Annotated in this window: 15 protein-coding genes; 14 read left to right on the top strand and 1 reads right to left on the bottom strand. The window is 65.3% G+C overall.

The window, feature by feature from the left end:
- The first annotated feature begins 22 nt into the window (after window positions 1-22).
- The 6 genes from trpE to trpA are packed head-to-tail and all read left to right on the top strand — an operon-like array spanning window position 23 to window position 6,486.
- On the top strand, window positions 23-1,492 hold the full coding sequence (gene trpE / locus K8I61_10420) for an anthranilate synthase component I (protein ID MBZ0272442.1): 1,470 nt from the start codon (window positions 23-25) through the stop codon (window positions 1,490-1,492).
- A complete protein-coding gene (locus tag K8I61_10415) occupies window positions 1,492-3,087 on the top strand; it encodes a bifunctional anthranilate synthase component II/anthranilate phosphoribosyltransferase (protein ID MBZ0272441.1) in 1,596 nt (531 codons plus the stop codon). Before trpE ends, K8I61_10415 begins: the two co-directional genes overlap by 1 nt.
- 9 nt (window positions 3,088-3,096) lie before the next feature.
- The gene (gene trpC, locus K8I61_10410) at window positions 3,097-3,879 is read left to right on the top strand and encodes an indole-3-glycerol phosphate synthase TrpC (protein MBZ0272440.1); all 783 of its coding nucleotides are present in this window, start codon (window positions 3,097-3,099) and stop codon (window positions 3,877-3,879) included.
- Window positions 3,876-4,511 carry a phosphoribosylanthranilate isomerase gene (locus K8I61_10405; GenBank protein MBZ0272439.1) on the top strand — a complete coding sequence of 212 codons (636 nt, stop codon included), beginning with the start codon at window positions 3,876-3,878 and terminating at the stop codon, window positions 4,509-4,511. Before trpC ends, K8I61_10405 begins: the two co-directional genes overlap by 4 nt.
- Window positions 4,505-5,695: a tryptophan synthase subunit beta gene (gene trpB, locus K8I61_10400; GenBank protein ID MBZ0272438.1), complete on the top strand. Its 1,191-nt coding sequence runs from the start codon at window positions 4,505-4,507 to the stop codon at window positions 5,693-5,695. Before K8I61_10405 ends, trpB begins: the two co-directional genes overlap by 7 nt.
- On the top strand, window positions 5,692-6,486 hold the full coding sequence (gene trpA, locus K8I61_10395; protein MBZ0272437.1) for a tryptophan synthase subunit alpha: 795 nt from the start codon (window positions 5,692-5,694) through the stop codon (window positions 6,484-6,486). Before trpB ends, trpA begins: the two co-directional genes overlap by 4 nt.
- Window positions 6,487-6,774: 288 nt before the next feature.
- Here the strand turns inward: trpA and glgP are convergent, their stop codons facing one another.
- On the bottom strand, window positions 6,775-9,342 hold the full coding sequence (gene glgP, locus K8I61_10390; GenBank protein ID MBZ0272436.1) for an alpha-glucan family phosphorylase: 2,568 nt from the start codon (window positions 9,340-9,342) through the stop codon (window positions 6,775-6,777).
- 269 nt (window positions 9,343-9,611) lie between these two features.
- Here glgP and K8I61_10385 point away from each other — a divergent pair, with 269 nt between their 5' ends.
- The 8 genes from K8I61_10385 to secG all read left to right on the top strand — a co-directional run.
- Window positions 9,612-10,295, top strand: a complete 684-nt coding sequence (locus K8I61_10385) for a transcriptional regulator (protein ID MBZ0272435.1) — start codon at window positions 9,612-9,614, stop codon at window positions 10,293-10,295.
- An 86-nt stretch (window positions 10,296-10,381) separates the two neighbouring features.
- On the top strand, window positions 10,382-11,209 hold the full coding sequence (dapF, locus tag K8I61_10380; protein ID MBZ0272434.1) for a diaminopimelate epimerase: 828 nt from the start codon (window positions 10,382-10,384) through the stop codon (window positions 11,207-11,209).
- Window positions 11,210-11,219: 10 nt separating this feature from the next.
- A complete protein-coding gene (locus K8I61_10375) occupies window positions 11,220-11,579 on the top strand; it encodes a zinc ribbon domain-containing protein (protein ID MBZ0272433.1) in 360 nt (119 codons plus the stop codon).
- A 314-nt stretch (window positions 11,580-11,893) separates the two neighbouring features.
- On the top strand, window positions 11,894-12,691 hold the full coding sequence (locus K8I61_10370) for a hypothetical protein (protein MBZ0272432.1): 798 nt from the start codon (window positions 11,894-11,896) through the stop codon (window positions 12,689-12,691).
- Between the two features lie 190 nt (window positions 12,692-12,881).
- Complete coding sequence (gene gap / locus K8I61_10365; protein MBZ0272431.1) at window positions 12,882-13,931, top strand: type I glyceraldehyde-3-phosphate dehydrogenase; 1,050 nt, start codon at window positions 12,882-12,884, stop codon at window positions 13,929-13,931.
- Between the two features lie 15 nt (window positions 13,932-13,946).
- Entirely contained in the window at window positions 13,947-15,134 is a 1,188-nt protein-coding gene (locus tag K8I61_10360; protein MBZ0272430.1) for a phosphoglycerate kinase, read from the top strand.
- Window positions 15,131-15,910, top strand: a complete 780-nt coding sequence (tpiA, locus tag K8I61_10355; protein ID MBZ0272429.1) for a triose-phosphate isomerase — start codon at window positions 15,131-15,133, stop codon at window positions 15,908-15,910. Before K8I61_10360 ends, tpiA begins: the two co-directional genes overlap by 4 nt.
- Before the next feature lie 67 nt (window positions 15,911-15,977).
- On the top strand, window positions 15,978-16,297 hold a 320-nt coding region (secG, locus tag K8I61_10350; GenBank protein MBZ0272428.1), incomplete at its 3' end, for a preprotein translocase subunit SecG.

Raw genomic sequence — 16,297 nt, 5'->3', positions numbered from 1 at the left:
TGAGGATTTGCGTTTTTTTAAAATGACCGACATCAAGCCCACGCGTGAGGAATTCCTGGAAAAGAGCCGGCACGGCAACCTTGTGCCCGTGTACGCGCAGCTCATCGACGATCTGAACACGCCGGTGTCGGCGTTTTTGTCGCTGGCGCAGCGGGGCGGCGCGTTCCTGCTGGAATCCGTCGAGGGGGGCGACCGCATCGGACGCTACTCCTTCCTCGGGCTGTCGCCGCGCATCGTCGTGCGCGGCAGACGCGGGCACGCGGAAATCATCGAGGGCGCCGAACGCCGCGAGGTGGCGTACGACGATCCCTTCGAGCCGCTCGCGGCGCTACTCGCGGCGATGAAGCCCGTGCCCGAGCCGCATCTCCCGCCGTTTCTCGGCGGCGCGGTGGGATACATGTCGTACGATGTCGTGCGGCACTTCGAACGCCTGCCCGAAACGGCCGCGGACGATCTCGATATCCCGGAATTTCAGTGGGTGTTTCCGGATGTCGTGGTGGCGTTCGATCGAGTCAGCCAGCAGCTTACCGTGGGGACTTACGCGACGACCGGGCCCGATCCGGCCACCGCGTACGAAAGCGCCGTGCGCCGCGTTCGCGATACCGTGCGCGAGTTGCAGACGAGCACCGTCAAGCGCCTGGTGCGCGACGTGGAGCCGTTCGCCGAATCGTCGATCGAAAGCACAATGACGCGCGATCAGTACACCCGCGCCGTTTTGCGCGCACGCGAATACATCAACGCGGGCGACATCCTTCAGGTTGTGCTTTCGCAGCGCTATCGAGCGCCGTTTACCGGCGACGATTTCGATCTTTATCGCCGCCTGCGCGCCACGAATCCGTCGCCCTACATGTTCTACCTGGATTTTGACGACGTGACGCTGATCGGCGCATCGCCGGAGGTGCACGTGAAAGTGACCGGCGATCTCGCGATGATCCGCCCCATCGCGGGCACGCGCCCGCGCGGCGCTACGCCGGAGGAAGACCGGCTCCTTGCCGCCGATCTGCTACGCGACGAAAAGGAGTGCGCCGAACACGTGATGCTGGTCGATCTTGGGCGCAACGACCTGTCGCGCGTGTGTCGCGCGGGAACGGTGAACGTGACGGATTATCAGCGCGTGGAGCGCTATTCGCACGTAATGCACATCGTCTCGCAGATCGAGGGACGCCTGACAAAGGGGCAGGACGCGTTCGACGTGCTGCGCGCCACCTTCCCCGCCGGCACCGTGTCCGGCGCGCCGAAAGTGCGTGCGATGGAGATCATCGAGGAGCTCGAGCCGGTGCGGCGCGGTCCCTACGCGGGCGTGGTCGGCTACGTCAGCCTCTCCGGTCACCTGGACTCGTGCATCACAATCCGCACGATGGTGCGCAAGGGACGCGATCTGTTCATTCAGGCGGGCGCGGGCATCGTGGCGGACTCGATACCGGAGAAGGAATACGAAGAGACGCGCCACAAGGCGATGGTGATGTTGCGCGCAGCGGGGCTTTCGGGCTGATGCTTCTTCTCATCGATAACTACGACTCGTTCGTTTACAACCTCGCGCACGATTTCGAGCGGGAAGGCGAAACGGTGCGCGTTGTGCGCAACGACGCGATCACGCTCGATGAAATCGAGCGCCTGGCCCCGGGCCGCATCGTCATCTCCCCGGGGCCTTGTTCGCCGGCCGAGGCGGGGATTTCCATCGAGGTCATCCGGCGTTTCGGTCCGCGCATCCCGACGCTTGGCGTTTGCCTCGGGCATCAAGCGATCGGCGCGGCGTTCGGCGGACATATCGTGCGGGCGAAGGCGCCCGTTCACGGCAAGACGAGCGACATCGACCACATTGGCGTTGGCGTGTTCGCGGGCGTGGAAAAGCCGTTGACGGTCGGGCGCTATCATTCGCTTGTGATCGAACGCGAGACGCTTCCCGATGAGCTTGAAATCACCGCCGAAGCGCCGGACGGCGAAATCATGGGCGTGCGGCACCGGACGTATCCGATCGAAGGCGTGCAGTTTCATCCGGAGTCGGTGCTGACCTCGCACGGACGCCGCATCGTTCGCAACTTCCTTTCCGGCGGGCGCCCGAGGATGCTCATCCGCGACGCGATCGCGCGCGTTCTGGCCGGCGATAACCTCTCCGTTTCCGGCGCGGAAGACGTGATGGAAGACGTCATGAGCGGCGTCGCGACCCCCGCGCAGATCGCGGCGTGGCTTGTCGCGATGCGCATCAAGGGCGAGACGCCCGAAGAAATCGCGGCGTGCGTTCGCGTGATGCGCCGCTTCGCGCGGCCGATCCGAACGGATCGCGCGGGCGTCGTCGACACGTGCGGCACGGGCGGCGACGACGCGGGCACGTTCAACATCTCGACCGTCGCGGCGCTTGCGGTCGCGGGCGCGGGCGTGCCGGTCGTCAAACATGGCAACCGGGCGGTATCGAGCCGCTGCGGCAGCGCGGATTTGTTCGCCGAGCTTGGCGTTCAGATAGCCTGTCCGCCCGAGCGCATGGAGCGCGCGCTGGCCGAGGCCGGCATCGCGTTCGCGTTCGCGCCGATCTATCATCAGTCGATGAAACACGCGGCGGAGCCACGCCGCGAAATCGGCATGCGGACGCTGTTCAACATCCTGGGACCGATGACCAATCCCGCCGGCGCGAAGCGGCAGGTAATCGGCGTGTACGATCGCGCGCTGACGCGACACGTCGCCGAGGTGCTGCGCCTTCTGGGCACGGAGCACGCGATGGTTGTGCACGGGCACGACGGGCTCGACGAAATCACCCTGACCGGGCCGACGCACGTTGCCGAGTTGCGCGGGGGCGAGATTACGGAATACGAATTCGATCCGCGCGATGTTGGCCTGACGCTTTGTGAGGCCGGCGAATTTGCCGGCGGACACGCGGGAATCAACCGGCGCATCGCCGAGCGGATTCTCGCGGGCGGCGACGGCCCGCAAGCCGATATCGTCGCGCTCAACGCGGGCGCCGCGCTGGTTGTGTCGGGCAAGGCCGCCGACGTGCGCGAGGGCATCGAAATCGCGCGCGAGTCGCTGCGATCCGGACGTGCCCGGGCGGCGCTTGTCGGCCTCGCGCGAATTTCGCACGACGACGGCGCGTAGGGAGACGGCATGGATTCGATTCTCGACAACATCGTCTCGGCGCGCCGCGAGGACATCGCGGCCGCCAAGGCGCGCGTGCCGTTGTCCGAACTCGAGGCGCAATGTTACGCCATCGCCGCGCCGCGCGACTTCCAGGCCGCGGTCGAAACGCCGAAGGCGAAAACGGCGATCGTCGCGGAGATCAAGCGCGCCTCGCCGTCCAGGGGCGTTCTGCGCGCCGATCTGGACCCCGCCGCGCTGGCGCGGGCCTACGAAGCCGGCGGCGCGGCGGCGCTGTCGGTGCTTACCGAACCGAACTTCTTCAAGGCGCGACCGTCGGACCTGACCGAGGCGCGCGGCGCGTGCCGGCTACCGGTTCTGCGCAAGGACTTTCTCATCGACGAATACCAACTCTACGAAACGTGCGCGATGGGAGCCGACGCGTGCCTGCTGATCGTGCGTTTGATGGACGAGGCCGAGCTTCGCGATTTCGTGATGCTGGCGCATGAGCTATCCATCGCGGCTCTCGTGGAGACGCACTCCGCCGGAGAAATCGAGCGTGCCCAACGCGCCGACGCGCGCCTGATCGGCATCAACAACCGCGATCTGGCGACGTTCGAGGTCGCCCTGGAACGCACGATCGAGCTTGCAAAAAACGTCGATGCGCACCGCACGGTCATAAGCGAAAGCGGCATCGGCTCGGCGGCGGACCTGGCGCGGCTTCGCGACGCCGGCGTTCGCGCGGCGCTTGTCGGCGAATCGCTGGTCACGAGCGATGACCCCGCCTTGTGCATCCGGGAGTTGCTTGCATGAGCGTCCGGGTGAAGATCTGCGGCGTGACGCGGGCGGACCAGGCGCGCGAAATCGCCGCGGCGGGCGCCGATTATCTCGGCGTCGTTTTTGCCGAGTCGCCGCGCCGGGTCGACGAACGAACGGCGCGCCAAATCCGCGACGCCGCGCCGGGCGTCAAACTCGTCGGCGTGTTTGTCGACGAGACGCCCGGGCGCGTCGCCGAACTTGTGGAGCGCGTGGCGCTTGATCTCGTTCAGCTTCACGGTGGCGAATCGCCGGACGACTTCGCCGCCCTGCCCGTTCCCGCCATCAAGGCCGTCGCCGTTACCGAAAACGGCAGCGTGCTGGCCGAAGCGATCGCGCGCGTCGCGGGCGGCGCATGGGATTACCTGATGCTCGATTCGAGCGCCGGCGGTCGCGCCGGCGGATCGGGGCAAGCGTTCGATTGGGTGCGCTTTTCCGATGCGGTCGAGCCTGTGCGCGATCGTCTTTTCGCCGCCGGAGGCCTGGCGCCGGAAAATGCCAGGGCGGCGATTCTCGCGCTTTCGCCGTTTGCCCTCGACGCGTCCTCGCGCCTTGAGACCTCGCCCGGCGTGAAGGATCTTTCGCGCGTGCGCGCGTTCATCGACGCGGTGCGCAAGGTGGAATCGTGACGTTACCCGACGCCAGGGGAAAGTTTGGCCGATTCGGCGGGCGCTTCATGCCCGAGACGCTGATGGTGGCCATTGAGGAGCTGACGCGTGCCTACGACGACGCGCGCGGCGACCCGGAGTTTCGGCGCGAGTTCGAATCGTATCTTCGCGATTATTGCGGCAGACCGACGCCGCTTTCGTTCGCGGCGCGCCTCACCGAACACGCGGGCGGCGCGAAGATCTACCTCAAGCGCGAGGACCTGAATCACACCGGCTCGCACAAGATGAACAACACGATCGGACAGGCGATCCTCGCGCGACGCATGGGCAAGACACGTATCATCGCCGAGACCGGCGCGGGACAGCACGGCGTCGCGACCGCGACGGCCTGCGCGCTTTTCGGGTTGCCGTGCGTTGTGTACATGGGCGAGGAGGACGTGGAACGCCAGGCGCTGAACGTCTTTCGCATGAAGCTGCTTGGCGCGACGGTCGTGCCCGTCACCTCCGGCTCGCGAACGTTGAAGGACGCGACAAACGAGGCCATCCGCGATTGGGTGACGAATCTTCGCGACACGCACTACATCATCGGTTCGGTCGTCGGGCCGCATCCGTATCCCATGATGGTGCGCGACTTCCAGAGCGTGATCGGGCGCGAAGCGCGCGAGCAAATCCTGCATGCTGAAAATCGTCTGCCTGAAGCGATCGTCGCGTGCGTCGGCGGCGGAAGCAACGCCATTGGGATTTTTCACCCGTTCCTCGCGGACGCCGACGTACAGCTTGTCGGCGTGGAAGCCGCGGGCCGCGGGCTCTCGACAAGCGAGCACTCCGCGAGCATCACCGGCGGACGCGTGGGGGTGCTGCACGGCGCGCGCAGTTTCCTTTTGCAAACCGAATCCGGGCAGATCGCGCCGACGCACTCCATCGCCGCGGGGCTCGACTACCCGGGCGTCGGGCCGGAACACGCGTACCTCGCGGAAACCGGGCGTGCGCGCTACACGGCGGTGACCGACGATGAGGCGCTCATCGCGTTTCGCTTGCTCGCGGGGCTCGAGGGCATCATTCCGGCGCTCGAGAGCGCGCATGCGGTGGCCGAAGGCGTTCACCTCGCGGCGTCGATGCCCCGGGATGCGATCGTCGTCATCAATATCTCCGGACGCGGGGACAAGGACACGACCATCGTGGATACGCCGGGCGGCGCCGCATGAATCGCATCGATCGGGCTTTCGCGGAACTTCGCGCGCGCGGCGGACGCGCGTTCATTCCGTTTTTGACGGGCGGTTACCCGGATCGCGAAAGCTTTCTCGCGGTCGCGGCGGCGGCGGCTCGCGGCGGCGCGGCCGTGCTGGAGATCGGCATACCGTTTTCCGATCCCGTCGCGGACGGACCCGTGATCCAGGCCTCGTCCGAGGCCGCGCTCGCCGGCGGCGCGACGCTGGTAACGTTGCTCGACGACATCGCCCGGCTACGCGCGTTGATCGAAACGCCGATGGTGCTGATGGGCTACGCAAACCCGATCGAGTCGATGGGCTACGCGCGATTCGTCGAGGAAGCTTTGCGGTGCGGCGCGGATGGCGTCATCGTGCCGGATCTGCCGCCCGAGGAGGCCGATGAACTGATCGCCGCGGCGCGCGCTCGGGACTTCGCCACGATCTTCCTGGCCGCGACGACCAGCTCGGATGCGCGGGTGCGCGCCGTGACAAGAGCCAGCACGGGTTACGTCTATTTCGTTACAAGGCTTGGCGTCACCGGCGCGGACGCCGCACCGGAGGACATCGGCGCGATGGTTGCGCGCCTGCGCCGCCATACCGATTTGCCGATCGCGGCGGGCTTCGGCATCGCGACGCCCGAACAAGCCGCGCGCGTCTGCGAGACGGCCGACGCGGCGATCGTCGGCAGCGCGCTCGTGCGGCTGGTGACCGAGCACAAGGACGCGCCCGATCTCGCCGAGCGCGTCGAGGCGTTTTGCCGCGCGATGACGGACGCGTGCGCGGGATGATCGCATTCGGCGGCACACGGAGGGCACGAAGGAGACACTGAGGACACGGTGTGAACGCGGAATTCGGAATGAACCGCGGAATCGCATGTTCAACACAAGGCATGCCCTGAGCGAAGCCGAAGGGGCACAAAGAACAGGGGATAACGAACACGGGGGATGGCGGCGAAACGGACGCGGCGTCATTCCATCCTCGATCGTCGATAGGTTGCCTCCGATCGAACCGCGAGCCGCTCTCTTTCCTCTTTCCTCTTTTCTATTTCCTATCTCCTATTTCCTATCTCCTACTTCCTACTCCTTCGTCTGTGACCAACGCACAAGCGGCAGCGCGTGCGGGGCGACCATCATGGCGTGCGCGGGGATGACGCGAACGAGAACGCCGTGGTGTCCGACGTCGATGCAGCGGTAGATGCCCTCGTAGGCGTAGCGGCCGGAACCGAGGGATTTTTTCATCGTCATCTTGGTCACGACGCCGTCGACCAGGCGCAGGTTTTCGTCGAGCACACCGCCGTAGATTTCGACGTGCACATCCTGGGGTTGCAGTTCGCCCAGGCTTACGTTGGCGGTGACAAGCAACTCCTCGCCGGCGCGGCGCCCCTCGTTTGTCTCGGCCGTAACATCGTTGACGGCGATCGGATCCCAACGCTCGCGCACATTGCGGCGCCACGCGGCGTATTGCACGCCGTCGCGGTATTCGTGCGCGCACAGGGATGCGTAATACGCCTCCGCCGGCAGATAATACCGGCGAACGTATTGCTGCAACATTCGGTCGGTGTTGAAGAGCGGGCCGTAGGCCGTCATGGATCGCTTCATCATCTCGATCCAGCGGCGGGGCAGCCCGTCGCGCGCGCGATCGTAGAAGGTCGGCACGATCTCCTTTTCGAGCAGGTCGTAGATCGCGCTTGATTCGACGCGGTCCTGATAATCCGGGTCGTCGTATTCCTCGCCGGCACCGATCGCCCAGCCGGCGTGCGTGACGAAGGCCTCGGCCCACCAGCCGTCGAGAACCGAACAGTTGAGCGCGCCGTTGATGAGCGCCTTCATGCCGCTTGTTCCGCTGGCCTCGAGCGGACGGCGCGGCGTGTTCAGCCATACATCGACGCCCGCGACGAGTTCTCGCGCGAGTTCGATGTCGTAGTCCTCGAGGAAGATAACCTGACTGCGGATGTTCGACTCGCGCGCGGCGTGCACGATCGCCTTGATGAACGCCTTGGCCTGCTCGTCGGCCGGATGCGCTTTGCCCGCGAAGATGAACTGGACCGGACGCGAGGCGTCGGCCAGGAGGCGCGTCAGGCGATCGATGTCCCGAAACAAAAGCGTCGCCCGCTTGTAGGTCGCGAACCGGCGCGCGAAGCCGATCGTCAGCGCCCGGGCATCCAACACCTCGGCGGCGCTCGTGATGTCCTCGACGGGCGCGTTCCGCGCGACGCACTGCGCCCGGGCGCGCCGGCGAACCGACTCGACGAGGCGCTCGCGCTGGCGCTCGTGCATGCGCCACAGTTCCACGTTGGGGATGCGCTCCACCTTCTTCCAGACCTCGGGGGAGGTTTTCGACTCCGACCAGTCCGCGCCGAGATACCGCTCAATCAGCGCCCGCACGTCCGGGTTTGCCCACGTTTCGAAATGGACGCCGTTGGTGACATGGCGAATCGGCACCTCGTTCGTGGGGATGCCGGGATAGCCCGCGTGCATCATCTTGCGCGTCACCTGCGCGTGCAATTCGGAGACGCCGTTGACATACGAGGTGTTGTTGATGGCGAAGACGGCCATGTTGAAAGGCGCGCTGTCGGGCTCGCCGTGGCGCCGGCCCAGCTCCAGAAGGCGCGGCACGCTGATGCCGAGCTCGCCGACGTAGTGGCCGAAGTAGCGCGCGATCAGGTCCGCGGAAAACAGATCGAATCCCGCGGGCACGGCGGTGTGCGTCGTGAAGACGTTGCCCCCGGCGCAGATGACGCGGGCGCTTTCGAAATCGAGCATCGTCTCGGCCATCAGAAGGCGGATGCGTTCAAGCGCGAGGAACGCCGAATGACCTTCGTTCATGTGGCAGACCATCGGTTTGACGCCGACCTCGTGCAGCGCGCGCAGCCCGCCGATACCGAGAACGATCTCCTGGCGGATGCGCATTTCCGAATTGCCGCCGTAGAGATTGCCCGTAATGGCGCGATCGTCCTCCGCGTTCGCCTCGACGTTCGCGTCGAGCAAATAGAGATCGACGCGGCCGACGCGGCATCGCCACACGTAAAGGCGCACGTCGGCGTCGCCGACGCGCACGGGGATCTCAAGCGCCGCGCCGGATTCCGTTCGCACGAGCTCGAGCGGCAGGTTGTACGGATCGTTGATGTGATAGGTTTCCTGCTGCCAGCCGTCCGCGTTGAGGTATTGCGAAAGATACCCGCGGCGAAACAGCAGGCCGACGGCGACAAGAGGCACACCCAGGTCGCTCGAGGATTTCAGGTGATCTCCGGCCAGCACGCCAAGGCCGCCGGAGTAAATGCGCAGGTATTCCGCGATGCCGAATTCCATCGAGAAATACGCGAATCGCGGCTTGCGGAAGCCCTTGTAGGCGCGGTCAAACCAGGTCTCGCCGCCGAGGTAGGCCTGAAATTCCTCGGCGACAAGCGAGAGGTGGTGCAAAAATCCCTCGTCGCTCGCGAGCGCCTCGAGGCGCCGCTGCGAGACGCGGCCGAGAAGCGCGACGGGGTTATGCTTCACCTCGTCCCACAACGTCTCATCGATGCGGCGGAACAGCTCGCGCGCGGCGACGTTCCATGTCCACCACATATTTTCGGCGAGATCCTTAAGCGGCAGCAGCGCTTCGGGAACGTTCGGGGCGACGCGAAAATCGATGGCCGGGCGCATGCGTTTCGTCTTCCTCGCAAGGGGTCGAACGGCGACGTGTGTCCGTTTCGTTTAGGCGGATTCCGGCGCTTTGGCAATGGCGCGGAGACAAATTCGCACGGCGGATGGCGTCGAAGCGGATTGCAAGCGACCGGTGACATCGCGGCATTGACCGCGCGCGCTTGTTCGTCGCGCGCTTGCCCAAAAACCCGCGACCGAATTGACGCCTTCGACGCGGCGTGTTAAAGCCCAAAATGCGCTGAAACCCCTTGAGAAACGGGGATTTTTCCTTGTCCGCCTCGCCCGAGCCGCGCGTCATCCGGCGCTATCAGAATCGCAAGCTCTACGACACGAATCGCAGCGCCTACGTCACGCTCGACGACATCGAGCAGATGATCCAGGACGGCGTCGAGATCAAGGTCATCGACAACAAAAGCAAGGAAGACCTGACGAGCCTGACGCTCGCGCAGATCATTTTCGAGAGCGAAAAGAAGAACAGGGCGTTCCTGCCGCTCGGCGCGCTCAAGCGAATCATCCAGTCGGGGCAGGACAGCATCCACGACCTGATGGACAAGGTCGTCGCGCCGCGCCTTTCGATGATTCAGCACACGCGCGCCGAGGTCGAAAAGGCCATCGAGCGACTGGCTCAAAAAAAGGATATTCCGCCAAAGGAGCGCGAGCACCTGTTGCGCGCAATCACCGCGAATACGCAAAGGAACCTCGAGGAATTCAGCGAACGCATCGAGGACAACGTGAAGAGCTTTTTCGAACGCACCCGCGTCGTAACGAAGCTCGTCGAGAAGGTCGCGGCCCTCGAGATCGAAGTGGCGGAACTCGAACGCGGCCTGCGCGATCGCCTCGCGGCATCCGATGGCAACGGCGGGCTCCCGGCGCCCAAACGCAAACGCGGCCGGCCAAAGAAATCCGAGGCGCCGTCGCCCGCCGTGAAACGGTCACCGAAGGGGCCGGTTTGATTGGCGCGGCGAGATCCTTCGCTTCTCTCAGGATGACAACCGCCAACCGGCATGATGACAGGTTCCATCAAGACAAGGTTGAACGCATGAGCATTCCTTTTTCCAAATTGTCGGGCACCGGCAACGATTTCATCGTCATCGACAACCGCGAGGGACTCGTCGCGCCGGACCGGATGCGCGATTTCGTCGCGGCCGTGTGCCGGCGCGCGATCAGCGTGGGCGCGGACGGCGTGATTTTCGTGGAGAACCACCCCACCCTCGATTTCGCCTGGCACTACTTCAACGCCGACGGCGGCGAGGCCGAGATGTGCGGCAACGGCGCGCGGTGCGTTTCGCGTTTTGCGTTCGAGCGCGGTATCGCTGGCAAATCGATGCGTTTTGCCACCGTGGCCGGCACGATCGAATCCGAAATCACCCCCCTTGGCGTGAAGGTGAAGCTGACGCCGCCGAGCGCGCTTCGCCCGGTCGGCATCACGATCGAGGGCGGCGAACGCATCGACGGCACGTTCGTCAACACGGGCGTTCCGCACGTGGTGGTGCCGGTCCAGGATATCGAGGCGGTGGACATGCGCCGCGTCGGCCGCCTGATCCGTTATCACGCCGAGTTCGCGCCCGCGGGAACGAACGCGAATTTCGTCGCGCCGGGCCCGGGCGGGGAATTCCTGATCCGCACCTACGAGCGCGGCGTGGAGGACGAAACGCTGGCCTGTGGCACCGGCAACGTTGCGGCGGCGATCACGCTGGTGCACAATAAAAAGTCGCCGGTTCCCGTGCGCCTGCGCGTGCGATCGGGCGAACTTTTGACGGTCCACCTCGACGCGAACGACCCGATTTCCGGCGACGTGGCGCTCGAGGGACCGACGCGCTGGATTTATGACGGCGTCCTTCATCCGGAATCGTACGAGGGGCGCTAAAGGGAAGCCGATGCCGGTTTACGAATACCGTTGCGCCAAATGCGGTCACGTTACGTCGTTTGTCGAAAAGATGTACGAGCCGCAGCCGCTTTTCTTCGGGCGGCGCCGTTGCGGCCAATGCCGTTCACGCAAGCTTGCGAAGATCGTCTCTCGCGTCGCCTCGGCCGTGCAACGCACGGAAACCGAGATGATGAACGAGTTGAAGTCGATGGGAAACGTCAATTTCATCCCCGAGTGGATGATGCGGCGCCCCGAGCCGCCGGGTGGTGTGTGCCCGCATCACGCCGCGGAACTGGCCCGCGAAAAGAACGAAGCGTCCGCCAAGGCCGAGCACGAAAAGAAAGTGCGCGCGCCGATCGACGTGAGCTGAACGCGCATTCCAGCATCGAGGATCGAGGATTGAGGATGGAGGAGAATCGCGCGGGGCGTTGCGCGCACCGCGCGATTTTTGCGTTTGGAGCGCCAAAGAGAATTTTCTCCGGAGGCGTCGCCACCCGCTCCCTGACGGTCGCGGCTCTGAAATCGCGGCTCCGTTTGTGGCGAGGCGTCGCCACCCGCTCCCGGATGGTCGCGGCTCTGATTGCTTTTTTTACGATGGGGTGCGGCGGGCCGAAGCTGACCGGCGTTTTTGTGTACGCCTCCCCGGAGCATGGGATCGTCGCGCACGATTTATCGAACGGGCGCATGAGCGTGATCGTCGCGGCGAGGAATCCAGGCGATGTCGCGGTCGATCCCCGACGCACGGAGATGCTCTTCGTGCGGCGGCCGGCGGAACGCGACGAGATCGTGCGCCTGTTCCTTTCGAGCGGACGGCATTCCGTCGTGTGCGCCGGGCCAGATACGTCCGCCGCCTGGCGCATCGGATCGCCCTCGTACGCGCCGGACGGCAGCGCGGCGGCGTTTGTCGGCCAGGACATCCTCGGGCAACGAAAGGTGACCGCCTTCGGCGGCGCGGGGCCGTGCATCGCCGTGGCCGACGGCGTGACGGCGGCGCGTTTCGGACCCGGCAAGGGGCGCGTTGTCGTCAGCGACGGGCGATCCGCCGCATTGGTGACAATGCCCGAGACGCTCGACACGTTGGCCTATCCCGCGCGCCTTCCGCCGATCATCGACGCGCGCGGCGGCGAGGTGATCGACCTGGACGTGGACGACACGTTCGGGCGTTTCGCGGTGCTGCGCGAGTCGGAGCTTGCGTTCTACCGCTTCGGATCGCGTGTGCCGGATGCCGTCGTCGATCTGGGGCCTATGCTCGAAATGGCGGGCCTATCGGCGCGGCCGGGGGCGGTCGCATTCGCGCCGGACGACCGTTACGCGGCCGTCATCGCGGGCGACGAAAGCGCGGCGCGCGCATTTGTCTTGTCCACGGACGGATCCGCGATTGATGGATCAAGACCGTTCGCGCCGATGGGTCTTGCGGCGCCGCCGGCCCTTTCCCGGCCGGACTGGGTGCCCGCGCTCATGACGCCGGGCGGCGCGCCGTAAACCGCCTCCTTGATCGCGCGGGCGCAATCGCGATAATGAAGCCCTGACGGGCCGCGTATTTCCTGTAAAACCCGCTTTTTTCATCCGGCCCCTGCCGGAATCGCGCGATTACCCCGTTTCGCGAACGTTGCGAGACGCCATCTAGCACCGTTACGCCGGTGGGCGGAGCTCACCGGTCAAGGAGGTTTCCGTGGGCGTGAAAGTTGCGATTAACGGTTTCGGACGCATCGGGCGTTCGGTATTGCGCCGCGCATTCGATCTTGGCGATCTGGACATCGTCGCGGTCAACGATCTGACGAGTCCCGAAACGCTCGCGCATCTGCTGAAATACGACTCGGTGATGGGCCGCTATCCCGGCTCCGTTCGCGTCAGCGGCGACAGTCTCGTCGTCGGCGATCGCACCGTGCGCGTCCTTTCCGAAAAAGACCCCGCGGCGCTTCCCTGGGCCGATCTCGGCGTGGACGTCGTGATCGAATCGACGGGCCTGTTTCTGGCGCCGCACAAGGCGGTGGCGCACATGCACGCCGGCGCAAAGAAGGTGGTCCTGACCGCGCCCGCGAAAAACAGCACGCCCGAGGAACTCGAAAAGGCGCGGTACACCAAGGCGTCCGTCGATGCGACGATCTGCGTCGGCGTCAACGACGAGACGTACGACCCCGCGCTGCATCACATCATCAGCAACGCGAGCTGCACGACCAACTGCCTGGCGCCCGTCGCCAAGGTGTTGCACGAGAGCTTCGGCATTATCGCGGGCCTCATGACGACGATTCACTCCTACACGAACGATCAGCGCCTGCTCGACCTGCCGCACAAGGATTTGCGCCGCGCGCGCGCGGCGGCGGTGTCGATGATCCCAACCTCCACGGGCGCGGCGAAGGCCGTGGGCCTCGTGCTGCCGGCGCTCGCGGGGCGCCTCGACGGCATGGCCGTGCGCGTGCCGACGCCGAACGTCAGCCTTGTCGATCTTTCGGTGCAGACCGAAAAGCGCGTGACGGTCGAGTCGGTCAACGCGGCGATGAAAGCCGCCGCGGAGGGGCCGCTTTCGGGCGTACTGCGCTACGTTGACGAGCCGCTAGTCAGCATCGACTTTCAGGGCGACCCGCACAGCTCAAGCTTCGATTCGCTCGTCACGAAGACCTCCGGCGACAACTTCGTGAAGATTCTTTCCTGGTACGACAACGAGTGGGGTTACTCCTGCCGTCTCGTCGATCTGGCGCGCATCGTCGCGTCCCGGCTCTAGGGGATTGCCCGGCGTATGACGATCAAATACGTGGACGAGGTCGATGTCGGCGGGAAACGCGTGTTCGTGCGCGCGGATCTTAACGTACCGATCGACGAAACGGGCAAAATTACCGACGCGACGCGCATCCAGGCCGTCGCGCCGACCTTGCGTTACATCCTTCGCAAGGGTGGACGGCTGATCGTGGCGAGCCACCTGGGCCGGCCCAAGGGGACGCGCGACGAACGCTACTCGATGTTGCCGGTCGCCGAACGGCTGCGCGAGGAGCTTGACCGCGAGATCGTGCAGGCGCCGGAGGTCATGTCCGACGGCGTGAAGGTCTGGGCGAATCAGCTCAAGGACGGCGACGTGATGGTACTCGAGAATCTTCGTTTTCACCCGGGTGAAACCGCGGACGATCCGGAACTCGCGCGCCAGCTCGCCGACCTGACGGACGTGTATGTCAACGACGCGTTCGGTTCGTCGCATCGCGCCCACGCGAGCGTTCACGCGCTGCCGAAACTGGTTCCCGCTCGCTGCGCGGGTTTTCTCATGCGCAAGGAACTCGAATATTTCCGCATGGCCATGGAAGATCCCGCTCGGCCGGTCGTCGCGATCCTCGGCGGCGTGAAGGTCTCCGACAAGATCGGCGTCATCAAGAATCTGCTGGCGCGCGTGGACGCGCTCGTCATCGGCGGCGCGATGGCCTACACCTTCCTCAAGTTCCTCGGCGAAAACGTCGGCAAAAGCCTTGTGGAAGACGGAAAGCTCGCCATGGCCGGGGAAATTCTGAAAGCCGCGCGCGAGAAGCACGTGGCGATCCACGTGCCGCGCGACCACATCGCCGCAACGGAAATGCAAGCCGGCGCGGCAGTGCGCGTGGTCGGCGCGGGCGGGTTCGCCGACGACGAGATGGGCCTTGATATCGGCCCGGAAACGCGCGAGGAGTTCGCGCGCGTCATTGCCCGCGCGAAGACGATCATCTGGAACGGACCGATGGGCGTGTTCGAGGTTCCGGCCTTCGCCGAGGGTACGTTCTCGATCGCCCGCGCCGTCGCCGCGGTGGACGCCTTGTCGGTGGTCGGCGGCGGCGATTCGGTATCAGCCGTGCACATGGCGGGCGTCACGGAGAAAATTTCGCACATTTCCACGGGCGGCGGCGCGTCTCTCGAGCTGCTCGAAGGAAAGACGTTGCCCGGCATCGCCGCCCTGGAGACCGCATGACCGCGGCCGCGTCGCGCATTCCGTTTCTGGCCGGCAACTGGAAGATGCACAAGGACCGCGCGTCCGCCGTGCAGCTCGCCAGGGCGATCGCCGAAGGCGTCAGGGACATCAGCGGACGCGAGGTGGCGATCTTTCCCCCCTACCCGTTTATCGAGGCTGTCGCGCACGCGGTTAACGGCACGCCGGTCGAAATCGGCGCGCAGGAATGCCGCGCGGAGGATTCCGGCGCGTTCACCGGCGACGTTTCCGCGCCGATGATCGCAAGCGTCGGCGCGACGCTGTGCCTCGTGGGGCATTCGGAAAGGCGGCAGTATCACGCGGAGACGAACGAGGGCTGCAACCGCAAGATCCTTTCGTTGCTCTCGCACGGCATCCTGCCGATTTACTGCGTCGGCGAGACGCTCGCCGAACGCGACGCGATTCGCACGTTCGACGTGCTCGAGACGCAACTGGTAGAAGGACTCGCGCGTTTATCGCCGGCGGAGGTCGGCCGGCTGGTCGTCGCGTACGAGCCCGTTTGGGCGATCGGCACGGGGCGCGTCGCGACCCCGGAACAGGCCCAGGAGGCGCACGCGTTCATCCGTACGGTCGTTGCACGGATCGCCGGCGCCGACATCTCGGGCCGGATTCGCATCCAGTACGGCGGATCGGTCAAGGCGGAAAACGTCGATGAACTGATGGCGTGCGAAGACGTGGACGGCGCGCTTGTCGGCGGGGCATCGCTTTTGGCCGCGGACTTTCTGCGCATCGTCCGTTTTGAGTCCCGCGGGTCTTGAAATCCGCGGGGCGAATCGCTAGGTTATCGGGCCTCTTGAGTCCCGTGCGGAGGGAGTTCGCTTGAGTATCGGTTACGTCATCCTGACGATCATCCATTTTTCGGTTTCCGTCTTCCTGATTCTCGTCATCCTGTTGCAGACGGGCAAAGGCGCGGACATGGGCGCCGTGTTCGGCGGCAGCTCGCAGACCGTGTTCGGCTCGTCCGGCGCGGGCGGATTCCTGACGAAGATGACGACCGTCGGCGCCGTCGTCTTCATGTTTACCTGCCTGTCGCTCGCGTACATTCAGGGCAACACCAGTTCCGGCGTTTTGCGCGAGCTTGAGCAGAGCAAACCGATCGAGGCGCCCGCGGCGCCGGCCGCGCCGCTGCCGGAAGAATGGGGCAC

This window comes from bacterium (genome assembly GCA_019912885.1).
Classification (GTDB): Bacteria; Lernaellota; Lernaellaia; order JACKCT01; family JACKCT01; genus JAIOHV01.
The sequence above is the reverse complement of the archived record's forward strand: the minus strand, read 5'-3'. Positions and strand labels throughout refer to the sequence as shown.

What these genes read in the sequence shown, in the direction of transcription:
- trpE (MBZ0272442.1), top strand. Translation starts at nt 23, where the DNA reads ATGACCGACATCAAGCCCACGCGTGAGGAATTCCTGGAAAAGAGCCGG.
- K8I61_10415 (MBZ0272441.1), top strand. Translation starts at nt 1,492, where the DNA reads ATGCTTCTTCTCATCGATAACTACGACTCGTTCGTTTACAACCTCGCG.
- trpC (MBZ0272440.1), top strand. Translation starts at nt 3,097, where the DNA reads ATGGATTCGATTCTCGACAACATCGTCTCGGCGCGCCGCGAGGACATC.
- K8I61_10405 (MBZ0272439.1), top strand. Translation starts at nt 3,876, where the DNA reads ATGAGCGTCCGGGTGAAGATCTGCGGCGTGACGCGGGCGGACCAGGCG.
- trpA (MBZ0272437.1), top strand. Translation starts at nt 5,692, where the DNA reads ATGAATCGCATCGATCGGGCTTTCGCGGAACTTCGCGCGCGCGGCGGA.
- glgP (MBZ0272436.1), bottom strand. Translation starts at nt 9,342, where the DNA reads ATGCGCCCGGCCATCGATTTTCGCGTCGCCCCGAACGTTCCCGAAGCG.
- dapF (MBZ0272434.1), top strand. Translation starts at nt 10,382, where the DNA reads ATGAGCATTCCTTTTTCCAAATTGTCGGGCACCGGCAACGATTTCATC.
- K8I61_10375 (MBZ0272433.1), top strand. Translation starts at nt 11,220, where the DNA reads ATGCCGGTTTACGAATACCGTTGCGCCAAATGCGGTCACGTTACGTCG.
- K8I61_10370 (MBZ0272432.1), top strand. Translation starts at nt 11,894, where the DNA reads ATGAGCGTGATCGTCGCGGCGAGGAATCCAGGCGATGTCGCGGTCGAT.
- K8I61_10360 (MBZ0272430.1), top strand. Translation starts at nt 13,947, where the DNA reads ATGACGATCAAATACGTGGACGAGGTCGATGTCGGCGGGAAACGCGTG.
- tpiA (MBZ0272429.1), top strand. Translation starts at nt 15,131, where the DNA reads ATGACCGCGGCCGCGTCGCGCATTCCGTTTCTGGCCGGCAACTGGAAG.